Here is a 17,042-nt window from a genome sequence, read left to right on the forward strand (position 1 = left end):
AAATTCTTTTCTCTAGCCACGCTCTTGCCCGAATTGGTATTTAGTTACATTAATGAAAACCAATTCATGACAACCGTCAAATCAAAGAGTCCGAGGTTAAGAGTTCACGTGATTACCCGCCAGTTTGTTGACCGACAAAAATTACAGGAATTTCATCCCTTTACTCGTCTTCGTACCTTACTCGAAGATATTCCCGCCGGCCGCTCCTGCCTGGAAGATGGACAGGTCATCAATCTCTCTATCGGTGAGCCACAAACACAACCACCCGCTTTTGTCGCCGAAGAGATAGAAAAAGCTGCGAAAGGTTGGTCTAAATACCCCCTATCGAAAGGCACACCGGATTATCTTGCCGCTTGCGCTCACTGGCTTGGGCAACGCTACAAATTGCCAGAAAATTTTATTGATCCGACAAAACATATCTTGGCCGTACCCGGCACCCGGGAAGGATTGTTCATGACAGCCCTCACGGTACTTTCAACGCCAAAAAAAGATTCTGAAGCCCCCGTATTTCTGACCCCGAACCCCTGTTATCATGTTTATACCGGGGCCGCTGCAGCCGCGGCAGCAGAGGTTGTAACCGTTAGTGCGACAAAAGAAAGCGGCTACCTGCCAGATTATACGACAGTACCGGAAGAAATATTAGAACGTACTGAACTTTGTGTACTTTGCAGCCCCTCAAACCCCGAAGGGGCCGTCGCAGAACCACAGCGCATCAAAGACCTTATTTCCCTAGCACGCAAACATGACTTTGTTGTTGTTTTTGATGAATGTTATGCCGAAATATACACAGATACAGCACCACAGTCAGCTTTGGAGATAGCCCGCGAAATGGAGGTTGTATCAGATACAGCCCAGAGCAATACGCAAAACGATTCACTCGCGAATATTCTGGTTTTCCATTCCCTTTCCAAGCGATCAAGTGCCGCGGGTCTTCGATGTGGTTTTATCGCAGGTGATGAAAAATGGATATCAATGATCAACACAACCTGTCAGGTTGGCGGTGCAGGTGTGCCTATACCTGTGCAAGCAGCAGGTACCCGACTGTGGCAGGACGAAGAACACGTCAATATAAACCGCGCACTTTATAAACAAAATTTTGATCTCGCCCAAAAGATCCTTGGTCAAAGTATTCCTGTCGAAATACCAGCAGGTGGTTTTTGTTTATGGTTAGATGTTGGCAACGGCATAGAAGTTACAAAAAAACTTTGGAAAGACACTGGTATTCGCGTCATGCCCGGAGCTTTTATGAGTCACGCTAACAATGATGGCGTTACGCCGGGGGATCGCTATATCCGCCTTGCTTTGGTTTATGACCCAAACTTTATGGAAAAAGCCTTTATGAGTATTCGTAACATACTGGATATAAAACAAGACGTAGGGATTAACGATTAATGGCAAGATCCGCCAAATCAGATAAAGTTCAACTTCTTCCTCAGGGAACTGGTGTGTTTTTTCAAAAGCGTCTGATTGAATGCTTGGGTGTCCTGCTCTTGCTTGGTGGGGTCTTATTATTTCTTTCCCTCCTTACCTATAGCCCCGCAGATCCAGGATTCAACAGAGCCACAGATGGGCCTGTAGAAAACTTGTTAGGCATTTATGGTGCTCAAACAGCAAGCTTTATGCTGCCATTTGTCGGATTGTCTGTCTATTGCCTGCCTCTCATATTCGCAGGCTGGTGCTGGAGGAGCTTCAAAGATCACAGCCTTAACCGCCCATGGCTTCGGGTCATAAGCCTACCCCTTGTGATTATTGCTCTCGTGATTGCCTTTGCTGGTTTACCACAAGCCGAAGGATGGTTAGGACAAGGACATACATCCAATTTGGGCGGGACTTTTGGTCAATTAGCGATTACAGAATCCCGACCTTACCTAGGCGGGCTATTCTGGGCCGCTTCCCTCGTATCTTTCCTCATCTCAGTTCCTCTTTTTCTCTTTGCCATCGGCCTAAGAAAAGAAGAATGGCAAACTATCGGTCGAGGATTAAAGTTTGGATTTTCCGCAACCGGACAGCTTAAACATATCTTCAACGCGCCCAACCCCTTTAAAAGAAATCGCGAGGAAGATGATGAGACGCCTGATATCCGAGGAAAAAGGGATAAAGCTATTCGCAGACGCGCCAAGAAAGATCGAATAGAACCAACCCTGGAAGACGAAAAAATTACCAACGCTCGTGTTGAAACATCTGTCAAACCTGCACAACCAAGCAAACGGATTAAAGCGGAAGAACAGGGGCGCCTTAATCTGGAAACTGCTGATGGTGAGTATGAACTACCGCCAATTTCCATGCTCAATGATCCCCCCGGTGATTCAGGGAAAAACAGCCTCAGCAAAGATGCATTAGAAAAAACAGCCCGCTTGCTAGAGACCGTTCTTGATGACTTTGGCGTCAAGGGTGAGATCGTCACAATCCGGCCCGGTCCAGTTGTTACACGCTATGAACTTGAGCCCGCCCCCGGAACAAAAACCAGCCGGGTTGTCGGCCTTGCAGACGATGTCGCCCGATCAATGTCCGCAATTTCAGTTCGTGTTGCCGTTGTTCCTGGCTCAACAACAATTGGTATTGAGCTGCCAAACAGCAAACGGCAAACGGTCTATTTACAAGAGTTAATGGGGTCCAGTGACTACGACAAAGACAAAGGCAAGCTTCCCATTATATTAGGGAAAGATATTGGTGGCATTCCTTCCATTGTAGATCTTGCCCGAATGCCACACTTGCTTATTGCGGGTACAACAGGATCAGGTAAATCAGTGGCCGTAAATGCCATGATTCTTTCCCTTTTATACCGCTTTACGCCTGATGAATGTAAATTCATCATGATCGACCCCAAAATGCTGGAACTATCTGTTTACGACAATATTCCACATTTGTTGGCTCCAGTGGTAACCGAACCTAAAAAGGCTGTGGTTGCACTGAAATGGACAGTGCGTGAGATGGAAGACAGATATCGCGCCATGTCCAAGCTGGGTGTCCGGAATATCGACGGCTATAACGCACGCATGGCAGAAGCACGAAAGAACGGCGAAATTCTGACACGAAAAGTTCAAACTGGTTTTGATCCAGAAACCGGACAGCCCATACACGAAGAACAACCGTTTGATATGAATGCCCTGCCCTATATCGTCGTTGTTGTCGATGAAATGGCAGATCTTATGCTTGTGGCCGGCAAGGACATCGAAGCCGCAATTCAGCGGCTTGCACAAATGGCTCGTGCAGCCGGTATTCACATTATGATGGCCACACAGCGCCCGTCAGTCGATGTTATCACCGGAACAATCAAAGCGAACTTCCCAACACGTATCAGTTTCCACGTGACCTCAAAAATTGATAGTCGTACGATCCTCGGGGAACAAGGCGCAGAGCAGCTTCTGGGCCAGGGCGATATGCTATACATGGGGCAAGGCGGTAGAATTCAACGTGTTCATGGCCCGTTGGTGACTGATGAAGAAGTCGAAGAAGTTGTGAACTGGCTGAAAAAACAGGCCATGCCGAACTATATCGAATCAGTAACCACAGAAGATTCCGAAAGCCCTGATTTTGACGCTGCGTCACCATCCAGCGGTGGCGGAAATGGCAGTAAAGCGGATGAGCTTTATGACAGGGCAGTCGCTGAAGTCGTCAAGAGTAGAAAGGCATCAACCAGCTATGTACAGCGACGCCTTCAAATCGGATACAACAGAGCAGCCACGATCATTGAAAGAATGGAAGATGAAGGTGTTATTTCATCCGCTAATCACGTAGGGAAGCGTGAGGTCTTGGTACCAGATCGGGATGAGTAAAGATAAATAATACGTATAGATACGGCCTTGTTTTCCAAACTGACAAAGCACACAAACCTATTATCGAACTATTGATTTTAAGGATCAAAATTTGATCATGTTTCATAAAATAATTTCATTAAAATCCTTCATGACAGCTATAATGGTTGTGATTATTGCCCTGTTTATATTCGCAGGGCCAATTGTCGTAACTAGTCAGCAGGCTCAGGCAAATTCAGATACTTCAGTCGAGCCAAACGGTTTGAATGGACTATCCCCTGATGAAGTATCTATCGTACGACGCATCGAAGCCTATCTGAACGATTTGAAATCCGTCTCAGCGCGCTTTATTCAAATTTCCAGTAATGGCAGTCTTGCAGAAGGAGACGTTAATATTCAACGGCCCGGCAAAATGCGTTTTGAATATGACGAGCCAGTTCCAATTGTTATGATCGCAAACGGCGTCACTCTGCTCTATTTCGATAAAAAATTAAAGCAATCGACTTATCTGCCCCTTTGGAAAACACCCTTATGGTTTCTAATACGCGAAAAAGTCGAACTTCATAAGGACATTCAGATTCTTAGTGCTCAAGAATCCGACAGCACAATTCAATTAGAAATAAGAGCCGAAGGTGAATCTGATGGCACCCAAATGACGCTGCTATTCAGTGACAACCCGATTTCTCTGCGAAAGTGGGAAGTAATAGATGCTCAAGGCATTACAACACAGGTTTCACTCGTGAATCCTGTGTATGATGCATCAATAGACGAAACCGTCTTTACTACTGATGATCTCAATATGAAAAAGAAAGAAAACTGGGATTAATCTTTTCTCATCATAAACGGCTTAAGAAATAACTGAAGGAGCGATTTATCCCTTGCTCCTTCAACACCTATTTTCATATTCAAAGTTCTTTTTGTATCACTTCTAGAGCGGAAAATTTTATCCCAAAAGCTAAAAACTGTGCCGTAATTACTGTCTGTATCGCGACGGAGAGCATGATGATGCACCCAGTGAATTTCTGGTGTCACGATGAACATAGACAAGACTTTTTCGACCCCATGCGCTAATCGTAAATTTGAATGATGAAAGATTGTTGCAATCAATAGAATAGTTTCAAAAATTATAACGGATACCAGCGGGATATCAAAAAGAACGATAACAAGAACTCTCATCAAAGCAGATATTATCACCTCGCCAAAATGAAACCGAAGAGCCGACGTAGTATCCAAATTCATGTCCAGGTGGTGTATTTCGTGAAACCGCCAGAGGAAGGGAATTTCGTGGTTTATCCGGTGCCACCAATAAATCAGACAGTCTAACAAAATTATATCGACTATAATTCCTACACCACCTGATAAGACATCTGGTCTCCAACCTATCACATGTATCGTGGCCCAAATAGTCAGAGGAATAACCACAAATGGAGATAAAAGCAGGTTACAGCACCACAGACATATATTTCGCCGAACTCTTACTGGAACGTATTTTTCAAGCCATTCTCTCTTGTCTTTCAAAGTAGAGGCAGGGAAAATTCGCTCCAAGACAAATAGAGAAAGAAGCCAAGCAAAAACAATCACCCCTTTATAGGCCAATAGCACTTCCACAAAATATCCCATCTATTACTGTATAGCCATATGTTCACTATCCGGTATGTAGCTTTATTAGTTGCGCATCTTGCCATGAACTAATCATCTTTAGCCACAGAATCATACTTGCACTCAATAGCGTAAACAGTACCATCACAAATCACTTTTTCCTGAAAACTTTTGATCTGATAATCTAGGGGCCAATCCAGTGTTACCACCAGTACTTCCAATCATCGGTGTTTCAGCATGCCTGCATAAAGCAGAAACGCCCAAATCCTATCATGCTGTTGATGATAAATATTTAAGGGCTGTTGCCTCATCATCGAACACAATGCCCCTAATTATTCCAGCCCTGCCGGATGTACTGGATATCCCACGCCTTGTCTCTAAGCTTGATGGCATCATGCTGACTGGGAGTGCTAGTAACGTTCATCCTGAACGCTACAAAACGCCCCCCTCTGCCGAGGCAGAGCCTTATGATGAAATGCGTGATCAAACAACCTTCGCCTTGATAAGAGAGGCCATTAGTCAGGAAGTGCCTCTTCTTGCTATCTGCCGTGGGTTTCAAGAACTTAATGTTGCCCTAGGTGGCAGTTTATTCCCACAGGTTAAAGACATAGCAGGACGCATGGATCACAGCAGTCCAGACACAAACGATATGGACATTGATTATGGGCCCAACCATTCTATCACCCTCAATCGACAAGGTCGGTTATATGAGATTCTTAAAAAAGATGATGCAGAAGTAAACTCTCTACATTATCAAGCCGTAAAAGATCTTGGCGAAGGGCTAATGGCAGATGCAATCGCAAAAGACGGCACGATCGAGGCCATTTCCATGCCCGATCAAAAATCTTTTATTCTCGGGGTACAATGGCATCCAGAATACAAAGCAATTGAAAATAGCACCTCTAAAGCCATCTTCAGCGCTTTTGGCAAGGCTGTGGCTAACAGAATGAGATAAAACTCCCTTTTAAGCCATTGTCTTTTCCTTATGCGAAAAATGACTATTTCTGTGGAGTCCCTCATCAGCTCCCACCTGAATCAAACATTTCATAGAAAATTTAAGGACAATATTCCGAAATTAATGCCGATAATATGAATAAATTCCTATAACATAAATTTTATCCACAGGTTCATTGAAATCCCCACTAGATGGCTTATCTTAGAATCATGTCGCCTCCTACCTCACTCTATGGCGACGTTAAAGGAACTGGAATCCCCCCTCTGGTTCCTTGAAACTCTGCGAAGAAGCGGGAACACCTGGTTATCCCCCCAATCAGGTGTTCCTTTCTTTTATTTTTGAAATCTATGTGATAGAATCATCAAATAATATAAATTGAGTCTTTGATTTCATAAATATCGATCTCATTTCGCAGCAGAAATAAAAAATCCCCCCTCATTCCACATGCGAAACAAACTCATATCGATGATGGAATGAAATCATTTCGTATATGGAATAACTTTATGTCACTTCGTATTGCTACTTGGAACATCAATTCTGTCAGACAGCGTCTAGATCACCTCAAAGACTTTACAGATAGTCACGCCCCGGATGTTCTCTGCTTGCAAGAGACTAAGGTCCAAGATATCGAATTCCCATTATCAGATATAAAATCAATGGGTTATGAAGAGGTATTTTTTCACGGGCAAAAAAGCTACAACGGTGTTGCAATCCTGTGTAAAAACAACGTAGAAAGCCACGAAAAAATCGTCTGGTGTGGAAAGGACGACAGAAGGCACCTGTCGATTACATTAAAGAGCGGTCTGGAAATTCATAACTTTTACGTCCCCTCAGGCGGCCCCATTCCGGACCCGAAACAAAATGACAAATTTGCTCATAAGATCCAATTCCTCAAAGAAATGTCCAAATGGGCTGCAAAACCTGAAGTAAAAGAGAAAAAAATAATCCTCATGGGTGACCTTAACGTTGCCCCTTTGGAAAAGGATGTCTGGAACCACAAAAAGCTCCTTAAATCTGTAGGTCACACCCCTCTTGAAAGTGAACTTATGGCAAATCTTCGAAAATCAGGAGATTTAATTGATGTTGGACGCCACTTTATACCCCACGACCAACCGCTCTATAGTTGGTGGGGTTATCGCTATAAGCCTTCATTTGAGAAAGATTACGGATGGCGTCTTGATCATATCCTGACAACTCAAAGCCTTAAATCTGAACTAAAAAATTTTGAAGTTGTCAGGCACACTCGTGGATGGGAAAAACCCTCAGACCATGTCCCAAACGTCGTGGATATAGACACCTAATCTCTATTAAGGCCCGTATAAAGCAACTCCGGTTTTGAGCTTAATCTTCGTAGGCTTACATATAGATTTGGCTACTAGGGTTTAAGTTTGGGGTTTTAAACACCGATAAAGATCAATTCTCGGGTTTAACCAACTTTAATCAGATCTTTCAGCCAACGCATTACGAGCCTCGGTCAATTGACTGGTAGTATGATCAATACGATGCGCAAGTACACGCATGACCTCAACACCCATTTCCGGAAAATCCATTACCATATTAAAGAAAAGCTCTTTGGTAATTTTCAAGGTAATCAGTTCTGACTTGGCTTTAATTGTTGCTGTCCTGGGCACATCACAAAGAATAGCAATCTCACCAACAAAGTCATTTTTTCCAAAAGATGCGACAACAAGTGGACCGTCATCAGTATCAACAATGACATCAGCTTCCCCTTCAATAAAGATATAAGCTGCATCCCCTGCATCCCCCTGATGGAAGAGCTCTTTTCCTTCTTTAAATGTCAGGCGTTCACTGGCAAAGGCCATAAGCTTCAGCCGGGAAGGGTCAATGTTCGCGAAAAGCGGTATATTTTTTAACGCTTCAACTTCTTGTTCAATCGACATCTACTCTGGTTCCCTACCTACTCTGTTTCTCTTTGGCTTCGTATCCCGGTAACTTATTTGATGATGTTATTCGTCATCAATAAGACTTTTCAAGACCTTACCACCTTTGTTGAGTTCGTCGAAGCTACCACTTTCGACAACCTTTCCATTTTGCATGACAATCACATATTCAAAATGTTGGGATAAACTTGCCCTTTGTAATGTCCAGCAAATACCACGATCTTCCTGAGCTTCCATAATAGATGGCACCAACTTGTTCTGGCTCTGAGAATCCATAACGGCTGCTGCTTCATTCAAAATAAGAAGATCCGGTTTTTTGATCAATGAACGTGCCAAAGCCAGTTTTTGTCTCTGAACACTGCTCAAGCGATTTCCGGCAATCCCAACATTAAATTCAAGCCCGACTTCAATAACTTCAGACCTTAATCCGAGATCATCAAGAAGCTCTGTCATTACGCGACCTATTGTTGCACCAGCTTCGGCACGGCCATAAGCCAAACGACCAAACAGGATATTATCCTGAATACTTGCAGCGGAATTGTATGAATCAGGATCATAGAATTCAACGGCATCTGGATCACGACTTTCCAGTTTCTCTGTAAAAATTTGGCGGGCTTTTAAAATTTTTGCTTCGACATCTTCGGTTACCAACCCCAAACGATGACGTGCCTCTACATAATCAAAAGGCAAATACATCAAGGCCTCCCGATCAGAATCTGATATTTCTGAAAAGCTACTTTTGTCTGCCCGTTTTACTATTTTATCGAACTCTGGCAGATCATCCGCAGAGATAAAACTGAACTGTTCAAAAAATTGATGAGACGGCGGAAGACCCATAAATAGTTCAACCATGGTACGGGCAATAGAAAGGCCCATGTTATAAATACTATCTTTTAGGCCTGCTTCTTCGACAGATTCACGTAAAATTGGCATAGTCAGCAGATTATTTCCCGCATACTGCTTTTTACGTGGGGTTCCAAACAAAAGGTTTTCGCGTAATGTTGCGTTTTTATTATATTTTTCCGGATCAAAAGCGATAACGAGATCTTCGTCCCCAGTCGATTTCAAATGCTCCTTTAACGCAATCCTTGCCCCTAAAATACTTTCTGCGATATCCGGCCTATTTTCACAATCAACTATCCCGCTTAATCCAAATAGATACACATCTTCTTCGAAATCAACCGCGCGTAAAATTTCTGTTACACGCGGAACCAGTTCTGCCGGTTCATTTATCCCTGCAGAGCTAAAATCTATCCATTCTCCATTTGGATTAAGCGCAATATTACCTGTTCGAAGTGCTTCTTGCTTTTCACGCTGGTACTCAACCTCTGAATTAGGAAGCAAGGATGTATCCTTAATCATCCAGTTCCGTAATCCATAGAAAAGATTATCCATCACCGACAAAGGAAAGAGATAGGCCTCTGAGCTTACATAGGAAATTCTGCGTCCGGTTATGGCAGAAGGCAATTGCACCATTGGCTTGCCTCCTATTTTCATAGATCCAGAAGATGATTTAACCAGATTAGCCAGAAGCAACCCTAAATATTCCTTACCGCTGCTGGCATTGCCAACGACGGCAATTTTTTTATCCACACCAACTGTGAAGTTAATACCCTCCAGAAGTTTATTCTCGTTTTCATCAACAAGACCAAGATTACTGACAACAATGTCACCTTCCAGTGGCGGACTATGTTTTTCTTCAAGCCGTTGCATTTCAGCATCGATCATACCATTGGGTTGGAACTGTTCAGCAACCTGTTCATATTTAATCTGAACATCATTCCGTTGTTGGTCCCAATTAATGAGATCCTTGATCGGCGGGGGCAGATCTTTGTAGGCCGCAAGTACAGCGACAAGTGTACCAATTTCAAACTGCCCGGTAATAACCAAATACCCACCGCCAAGATAGAAGATAAAAGGTGTTATTTGGGCAAGTAAGTTATTCAAAAATTTAACAAAAAACTTTCGTTGATAAATTTCATATCGAATTTTGAAAATCTTACCAAGTCTGCTGGATATCTCTGCACGTTCATAGTTGCTGGTATCATGAGACTGGATTTCAACAGCTCCTTCGACCAGTTCACTCACGCGCCCAGCAAGGGCCCGCGCTGTCATTTGGCGTTGACGCCCAAGGTCAAGAATACGTCTGCGAAGCTTGGGAATTAAAAAAGCCTGTACCAGAACGATACTCATCGCAACAATGCCCAACCAAACATTCTGGACCATGATAAAGATAAGCGCCGTCAGGGCTTGGCCACCCAAGAAGAAGGGGGTGACGATCGCATCGCCGATAAAGCCCCCCAAGGGTTCCACTTCATCTTTGAGCATCGTCGCAATTTCTGCCTGCTTCACGCGGCGACTATGCATAACAGGAAAACGAAGAATACGGTCGGTAAGCTCAAAACGTAATCTGCGGAGCATCCGCTCGCCCAGTTGGCCTTTTAAAGTATTGATAACAAACTTAAAAAGACCATTAACCAAAACGAGGCAGAGAAACGAAAAACACAGTGCAAACAGCAAAGAGATTTGTGTTAAATCAAAGCCTTCAATGAGAATGATTGGATGTCCAAAAATTTCCTCACCAAAAGGAAGTTCAAACCGCATAAAAGACAACGTTGAATTAATGTCAGCGAAGTTTTGAGAGTCGACGGCGCGGTTTATAATACTTTTTGGTAAATCTAATGACAGAAAGTAAAAGGGCATTGATGCCAGCACAAGGAACAGAATTTTAATCTGGTCCGTTTTACTGTGCTTCCATATATACTTAAAAAGTCGTTGCTCCATTACGCCCTAAATCCCCCGCACCCGGCCTTAAAAGTTTAAATTGTAGTCAATACACCTGTATTTCAACAAGTTACACGATAAAACCAAATTTTTATTGAGTAAACAGCCAACAAATTTTAACGCTTCATAAAGCTCAGCCTATCCGAAGAACTAACAGAGGTAAACTCGAAGGGAATAAACACATTGTTATTGGATGTGTAAGGCTTAAATAACAGCTTTATGGTAACTTAATGTCACCACATGCACTGGACATTGTACTACAGCTTCAAATAGAAAGTTTTTTTAAACCATATAGTTACACTAAATTCATTCAATCTTTATCAAAGAAAAAAATCGACAAAACGTTCTGAACACATATTCTTTCTTGGGTCCTAGTAACGAATTGTGGCATAGTCCCGACATTATCGAGGGGAGCAATACCATTACACAAGACAGTAAACACATTGTTGATGATCAAAAAAGTACCCGTGTTCTTATTTACAGTCACGATAGCTTTGGTCTGGGGCATTTGCGGCGCTGTCGGGAAATTGCTCATACACTGGTAGAAGAGCATAAAAACTTATCTGTTTTGATTCTATCAGGTTCGCCAATCATTGGGTCCTTCGGCTTTAAATCTCGCGTTGATTTCGTCCGTATCCCAGGCGTCATCAAACTGAGGAATGGTGACTATACCTCGCTCAACCTGCACATTGATATTGAACAGACCCTGAGCATCAGATCATCAATTATCAAACATACCGCTGAATTTTATGATCCCGACCTTTTCATTGTAGATAAAGAACCCTTGGGATTACGGGGTGAAGTAGAAGACACGCTCCGCTTACTAAAAAGCAGAGGCACCCCCTGTGTCCTAGGCCTCAGAGACGTCATGGATGATCCGGATCTTCTCTCAAGTGAGTGGGAGCGTAAAAACACACTACCCGCTTTGTCAGAATACTATGATGACATTTGGGTCTATGGCCTTCCTCAAATTTGTGATCCGTTAGATGGCATCGACTTACCGCCATCAGTTCAGAGGAAAATGACCTATACTGGCTATCTACGCCGCACAGGAGGCAGCGATGTCCCTATGCCGGTGCTCGAAAAAGTTGACGAAGAAACACCTTATCTTCTCGTGACTGTCGGTGGTGGTGGAGACGGCGAAGAAATAATTGATTGGGTTCTCTCTGCCTATGAAAGCGATCCTGACCTTCCTTATCCAGCTCTGTTTGCCCTTGGCCCCTTTATGAATAGTGACCTTCAGCATGATTTTCAGGTCCGCGCCAGCAAATTGCCCAATGTTGAAGCCATTACCTTTAATGCCCAATTCGAAAGCCTCGTCGATAGAGCGATCGGTATTGTCGGTATGGGGGGATACAATACCTTTTGTGAAATCCTTTCCTACGATAAACGAGCCCTTATCGTACCAAGAACTGTCCCCAGAATGGAACAGTACATTAGAGCCAGTCGCGCACAAGAACTCGGCTTGGTTTGTATGCTGGAAAATGATGGCAAACGCGATCCACAAAAAATGGCAACAGCCCTAAGAAACTTACCTCAACAAAACCTGCCATCTGATGTTGTTGTACCAGGATTGCTTGATGGACAGAAAAACGTCATCAAACTTGCCGATAACTGCTTCAAGGCAAAGCTTTCAAAATTGGGCATAATCGACAAACTATCAAAGACAAATTAACCCCACCTGCTCGATCGTGCTAATCGTCAAATTACTTTTGTCGAAAAGCAGACGGCAAGCAAAAGAGCTATAATCCGACGGTATGAAAAAAATAACCGTAATCCTAAAAGGTTACCCACGCCTTTCAGAGACTTTTATCGCACAGGAACTTCTAGCGCTAGAACAACGCGGTCTGGACCTGTCATTAGTCTCACTTCGCCACCCAACAGATACATCCACACACCCCATTCATCAGGAAATCAAAGCACCTGTCAGCTATCTGCCAGAATATATCTATCAAGAGCCCTTCCGGGTTTTGAAAAGCTGGTGGAATGTCCGAAATCTGGCTGGGTACAAAAAAGCATTTTCCCTGTTTATCAAGGACTTAAAACGTGACCAAACCCCAAATCGGATAAGACGTTTTGCTCAGGCCTGTGTTCTTGCTGCTGAATTGCCAGAGGATGTCGATTGGCTCTATGCGCACTTTTTACATACTCCGTCTTCAGTCACACGCTATGCGTCTTTTATCCGGGATATCCCGTGGTGTGGGTCGGCCCATGCCAAGGATATCTGGACATCGCCAGAGTGGGAGCTACGGGAAAAACTAGCCGACATCAAATGGCTGGCGACCTGTACGCAGTTTAACGTGGATTATTTAAGAGGCTTAACCACAGATAAGAACCGTGTAGACCTAGTCTACCACGGTCTTGACTTTGATCGTTTTGATAAGACAGCAAATCACCATTCCCAGAATGACGGAAGCTCAGAAGATAAAAGCGTCACCCTGATATCCGTCGGTCGTGCGGTTGCCAAAAAAGGCTACGATGATCTCTTAAAAGCCCTTTCCTCTTTACCGAGCACCCAGCATTGGCATTTTATTCATATCGGAGGCGGAACATTAAGCAAGGATTTGAAAAACCAGGCTGAGTTACTTGGCATTAACAATAAGATCACTTGGATGGGCGCTCAACCTCAAGAGGTTGTTCTGGAACAATACCGCAAAGCAGATCTTTTTGTTTTGGCATCCAGAATCACAGAAGACGGGGATCGTGATGGCATGCCAAATGTACTTATGGAAGCACAAAGTCAAGCTCTGGCCTGCCTTTCAACTGATATATCTGCTATACCTGAACTAATCATTAACAATGAAACGGGTATATTGGTTTCACCAGAAAGCCCGGATGCATTAGGTACTGCCCTTAAAAAACTCATACAGAATCCCACCCTCAGGGAAACTTTGGGACAAGCCGGAGCAAAACGCGTAAGAGGTGAATTTTCAATGAGACAAGGCATAGATCAGCTTTTTAGCCGATTCACAGCGGAATAGTCAGGCGATAGAAATGCGGATTGCTTTTTACGCCCCCTTAAAATCACCCCGCCACCCCACACCATCAGGTGATCGCCACGTCGCTAGATTACTTATACAAGCCCTTGAAACCCAAGGGTACGACGTTCACATCGCCTCTCACCTGCGCAGTAGAGACGCAATCGGTGACAAAAACCGTCAAGCCAGATTGAAGAAAATTGGCGAGAAACTAGCTGCAAGATACATTAAGAAAATCCAAAACAAACCAAAAGACCAGCGTCCGAATGTCTGGATCACTTACCACCTCTATTACAAAGCACCAGACTGGATCGGGCCACTTGTATGTAACGCGCTCAATATTCCCTACATTGCCATCGAAGCATCTATTGCCAACAAAAGGGCAAATGGCCCCTGGGATTTAAGTCATCAGGCCGTTGTCGCAGCCGTTCATCAAGCTGATTGTGTTATAAGCCTTAACCCTCATGATACACACTGCCTGCCAGACACAGTAAGAAACTGGTCGTTACCGCCCTTTATTGTTCCCGATCCCATTATCAAAAAACGGAAAAACTGGTCACAGTGTCGTAAAGCTATTGCAGAAAAATATGGTCTGGATCCGCACAAACAATGGTTATTGGCAATTGCCATGATGCGCCCCGGGGACAAGCTGGAATCATACAGAGTACTATCAAAAGCCTTGCGCGGTCTGCCAGACCTACCCTGGCAACTGATCATCGTTGGTGATGGACAAGCCAAACCAGACGTAGAATCAAGTTTTGTATGGGTCCCAAAAACCAAAATTACTTATACGGGCCAACTTAATTCAGATGAACTGGCAACACTTATACCTGCGTGTGATATCTACACCTGGCCCGCAGTTAACGAGGCTTATGGTCTCGCTTTTCTGGAGGCCCAAGCTGGTGGACTGCCTGTTATTGCTGGAAAGACAGGCGGTGTTCCCGCCGTTGTCGCAGATGGCGAAACCGGCCTGCTAACAACACCCGGAGACCCCGTAGCCTTTGCCGCTGCGCTTAGAAGTTTGTTGACTGCCCCTGTTCGTCGTCGGGATATGGGAAAATCTGCAGCAGAAAAAGTAGAGGCGATGCATAGCCTTTTAACTGCCGGACAACGTTTGGATGCAATCCTTTCAGCATCCAGAAAAGGCTATATTGAACCGGGATTACCACTGTTCGATTATACCAAGAAAAACAAAACGCTATAATAATGACATCTGAAACCACAAGATCTGAAGCCAAAAATCCTGAGAAACGCATAGACGTTCTCTTTTATGTCCAACATCTTCTCGGTATAGGACATCAAAAACGGGCTGCAAGCCTCACTCGAGCGATGAATAAAGCTGGCCTATCGGTTGCGTTTGTTTCCGGAGGGATGGAAGTCCCCGGACTGGATACAGGCAGCGCAAAGTTTTATCAACTGGACCCTGTTCGTGCTGACGGTATCCTGTTCACAAAGTTATTGGATAAAAACGACCAGCCAATCGATAAGGCCTTTAAAGCTAGAAGGGCACAGGAACTTGTTGAGATCTATCACAAAACAAAACCACGGCTCGTCCTGTTGGAAATGTTTCCCTTTGGCCGCCGACAAATGCGCTTTGAACTTATTCCTCTTCTTGAAGCCGCTCAAACATCTGAATTTTCCAGCAAAATAATCTCATCCGTTCGAGATATTCTCGTCAAAGCGCCAAAAGCGGAACGCATAACTGAAATGCTTTCCTGGGTAGATACCCATTTTGATCACGTGTTAATTCATGGTGATCAAAATCTTATTCCTTTTGATAAAACCTTCCATCCTGCGCGCCATATCACCGACAAAATTCTTTATAGTGGCTATGTTGTTGATGAAAAGGTTGACGGTACGCCACACCCGACAGATGGCATTGATGAAGTTTTGGTTTCGACCGGGGGCGGTGCCGTCAGTGAACGGCTGATTAAAGCAGCATTAAGTGCGAGAAAACTGAGTGTATTAAAAGAAAAACGATGGCGCATTCTTATTGGCCATAGCCTGCCAGAAGAATTGTTCGAAAAATACAGAATACAATCAGATAACAACTTGATTGTTGAGCGTTCAAGGCCGGATTTCACCTCTCTTTTGGCAAACTGCGCGCTATCCATAAGTCAAGGCGGATACAACACCGTTATGGAAGTCCTCCGCGCCGGGTGTCCCCGTGTCATTGTTCCCTACTCCGGTGGTCTGGAAACAGAACAAACTCTTAGGGCCAAACTGTTATCTGAACAAAATGCCCTCACCTATGTGGATGAAGAGACATTGACAGCAGAAAAATTCGCCATAGCCATAGAAAAAACATTACAAAATAAACAAACACCACCCTCCAGCTTAAATACACATGGCGCAGAAAACACGGCGAAAATTCTTTCAGACATTCTAACTGATAAAACCCTAGGAAAGTTTTTAAATAATGGCTGAAATATTAATGTTCAGGCATGGACCAACCGTTTGGAATGCTGAAAAAAGAATGCAGGGAAGATCTGATATTTCCCTTTCTGAGCAAGGCATGAAAACAGTTCGAAAATGGCACCTGCCAAATGAATGGATGGAAGTGCCTTGGTACGTCAGCCCTCTGCAACGCGCACAACAAACCGCAGAATTGTTAGGACAAGAGAAATTTGAGATTGCGCCTTTGTTAATCGAAATGTCCTGGGGAAATTGGGAAGGGCAGAGATTACCAGAGTTAAGGGAAAGGCTGGGGCCAGAAATGGAAGAAATGGAAGCGCTTGGACTGGACCTTTGCCCCCCCGATGGTGAAAGCCCAAGAAATGTACAAGAACGCCTAAAGCCTTTTTTAAAAACGATCGCAAAGGCTGAGCAATCAGTTGTTGCTGTGGCTCACAAAGGTATCCTAAGGACACTTTATGCCGACGCAACAAACTGGGATATGCGCGGTAAGCCAAATGAAAAGATACTAGATAACTGCGCTCACCTTTTTCAGGTTTCCCCAACAGGTGAAATCAGTGTAAAAACAATGAATATCAGCTTGTTACAATCTACTGAGTTTTTTCCGCGACCCCTGAACTATACCCCGTAAAAACGACCTTTCATCCTAAAGAAG

The 17,042-nt window shown here is 44.0% G+C and carries 13 protein-coding genes; 10 read left to right on the forward strand and 3 right to left on the reverse strand.

The window, feature by feature from the left end:
- Positions 1-108: 108 nt before the first annotated feature.
- The 3 genes from ACN0QW_RS09290 (at position 109) to ACN0QW_RS09300 (ending at position 4,581) form a co-directional block, all read left to right on the forward strand.
- The gene (locus ACN0QW_RS09290; RefSeq protein ID WP_417430820.1) at positions 109-1,392 is read left to right on the forward strand and encodes an aminotransferase class I/II-fold pyridoxal phosphate-dependent enzyme; all 1,284 of its coding nucleotides are present in this window, start codon (positions 109-111) and stop codon (positions 1,390-1,392) included.
- Positions 1,392-3,776: a DNA translocase FtsK gene (locus ACN0QW_RS09295; RefSeq protein ID WP_417430822.1), complete on the forward strand. Its 2,385-nt coding sequence runs from the start codon at positions 1,392-1,394 to the stop codon at positions 3,774-3,776. Before ACN0QW_RS09290 ends, ACN0QW_RS09295 begins: the two co-directional genes overlap by 1 nt.
- 97 nt (positions 3,777-3,873) lie before the next feature.
- Positions 3,874-4,581 (forward strand): LolA family protein, encoded by a 708-nt coding sequence (locus ACN0QW_RS09300; protein ID WP_417430824.1) that lies wholly within the window; start codon positions 3,874-3,876, stop codon positions 4,579-4,581.
- Here ACN0QW_RS09300 and ACN0QW_RS09305 read toward each other — a convergent pair.
- Positions 4,578-5,363 carry a sterol desaturase family protein gene (locus ACN0QW_RS09305; protein ID WP_417430826.1) on the reverse strand — a complete coding sequence of 262 codons (786 nt, stop codon included), beginning with the start codon at positions 5,361-5,363 and terminating at the stop codon, positions 4,578-4,580. The two genes, ACN0QW_RS09300 and ACN0QW_RS09305, sit on opposite strands and share 4 nt — an antisense overlap.
- 190 nt (positions 5,364-5,553) lie before the next feature.
- Between ACN0QW_RS09305 and ACN0QW_RS09310 the strand changes: the two genes are divergently transcribed.
- Together ACN0QW_RS09310 and xth are read left to right on the forward strand one after the other, a co-directional pair.
- Positions 5,554-6,309: a gamma-glutamyl-gamma-aminobutyrate hydrolase family protein gene (locus ACN0QW_RS09310; RefSeq protein ID WP_417430828.1), complete on the forward strand. Its 756-nt coding sequence runs from the start codon at positions 5,554-5,556 to the stop codon at positions 6,307-6,309.
- Between the two features lie 503 nt (positions 6,310-6,812).
- The gene (xth, locus tag ACN0QW_RS09315; protein ID WP_417430830.1) at positions 6,813-7,610 is read left to right on the forward strand and encodes an exodeoxyribonuclease III; all 798 of its coding nucleotides are present in this window, start codon (positions 6,813-6,815) and stop codon (positions 7,608-7,610) included.
- A 135-nt stretch (positions 7,611-7,745) separates the two neighbouring features.
- On the opposite strand, the gene ACN0QW_RS09320 is transcribed toward xth, so the two are convergent.
- Together ACN0QW_RS09320 and ACN0QW_RS09325 are read right to left on the reverse strand one after the other, a co-directional pair.
- On the reverse strand, positions 7,746-8,210 hold the full coding sequence (locus ACN0QW_RS09320; protein ID WP_299374907.1) for a cyclic nucleotide-binding domain-containing protein: 465 nt from the start codon (positions 8,208-8,210) through the stop codon (positions 7,746-7,748).
- A gap of 66 nt (positions 8,211-8,276) precedes the next feature.
- A complete protein-coding gene (locus tag ACN0QW_RS09325; protein ID WP_417430832.1) occupies positions 8,277-10,994 on the reverse strand; it encodes an ATP-binding cassette domain-containing protein in 2,718 nt (905 codons plus the stop codon).
- 382 nt (positions 10,995-11,376) lie between these two features.
- Between ACN0QW_RS09325 and ACN0QW_RS09330 the strand changes: the two genes are divergently transcribed.
- The 5 genes from ACN0QW_RS09330 (at position 11,377) to ACN0QW_RS09350 (ending at position 17,018) form a co-directional block, all read left to right on the forward strand.
- Complete coding sequence (locus tag ACN0QW_RS09330) at positions 11,377-12,669, forward strand: glycosyltransferase family protein (RefSeq protein ID WP_417430834.1); 1,293 nt, start codon at positions 11,377-11,379, stop codon at positions 12,667-12,669.
- An 82-nt stretch (positions 12,670-12,751) separates the two neighbouring features.
- Positions 12,752-13,975, forward strand: a complete 1,224-nt coding sequence (locus tag ACN0QW_RS09335; RefSeq protein WP_417430836.1) for a glycosyltransferase family 4 protein — start codon at positions 12,752-12,754, stop codon at positions 13,973-13,975.
- Positions 13,976-13,988: 13 nt separating this feature from the next.
- On the forward strand, positions 13,989-15,176 hold the full coding sequence (locus ACN0QW_RS09340) for a glycosyltransferase family 4 protein (RefSeq protein ID WP_417430838.1): 1,188 nt from the start codon (positions 13,989-13,991) through the stop codon (positions 15,174-15,176).
- A gap of 2 nt (positions 15,177-15,178) precedes the next feature.
- Positions 15,179-16,399, forward strand: a complete 1,221-nt coding sequence (locus ACN0QW_RS09345) for a glycosyltransferase family protein (RefSeq protein WP_417430840.1) — start codon at positions 15,179-15,181, stop codon at positions 16,397-16,399.
- Positions 16,392-17,018 carry a histidine phosphatase family protein gene (locus ACN0QW_RS09350; protein ID WP_417430842.1) on the forward strand — a complete coding sequence of 209 codons (627 nt, stop codon included), beginning with the start codon at positions 16,392-16,394 and terminating at the stop codon, positions 17,016-17,018. The genes ACN0QW_RS09345 and ACN0QW_RS09350 overlap by 8 nt, the downstream gene beginning before the upstream one ends.
- The last annotated feature ends 24 nt before the right edge of the window (positions 17,019-17,042 follow it).

It is taken from the genome of Kiloniella sp., assembly GCF_048259265.1.
Lineage (GTDB): Bacteria > Pseudomonadota > Alphaproteobacteria > Kiloniellales > Kiloniellaceae > Kiloniella.

What these genes read in the sequence shown, in the direction of transcription:
- ACN0QW_RS09320 (WP_299374907.1), bottom strand. Translation starts at nt 8,210, where the DNA reads ATGTCGATTGAACAAGAAGTTGAAGCGTTAAAAAATATACCGCTTTTC.
- ACN0QW_RS09295 (WP_417430822.1), top strand. Translation starts at nt 1,392, where the DNA reads ATGGCAAGATCCGCCAAATCAGATAAAGTTCAACTTCTTCCTCAGGGA.
- ACN0QW_RS09335 (WP_417430836.1), top strand. Translation starts at nt 12,752, where the DNA reads ATGAAAAAAATAACCGTAATCCTAAAAGGTTACCCACGCCTTTCAGAG.
- ACN0QW_RS09340 (WP_417430838.1), top strand. Translation starts at nt 13,989, where the DNA reads ATGCGGATTGCTTTTTACGCCCCCTTAAAATCACCCCGCCACCCCACA.
- xth (WP_417430830.1), top strand. Translation starts at nt 6,813, where the DNA reads ATGTCACTTCGTATTGCTACTTGGAACATCAATTCTGTCAGACAGCGT.
- ACN0QW_RS09325 (WP_417430832.1), bottom strand. Translation starts at nt 10,994, where the DNA reads ATGGAGCAACGACTTTTTAAGTATATATGGAAGCACAGTAAAACGGAC.
- ACN0QW_RS09350 (WP_417430842.1), top strand. Translation starts at nt 16,392, where the DNA reads ATGGCTGAAATATTAATGTTCAGGCATGGACCAACCGTTTGGAATGCT.
- ACN0QW_RS09300 (WP_417430824.1), top strand. Translation starts at nt 3,874, where the DNA reads ATGTTTCATAAAATAATTTCATTAAAATCCTTCATGACAGCTATAATG.
- ACN0QW_RS09345 (WP_417430840.1), top strand. Translation starts at nt 15,179, where the DNA reads ATGACATCTGAAACCACAAGATCTGAAGCCAAAAATCCTGAGAAACGC.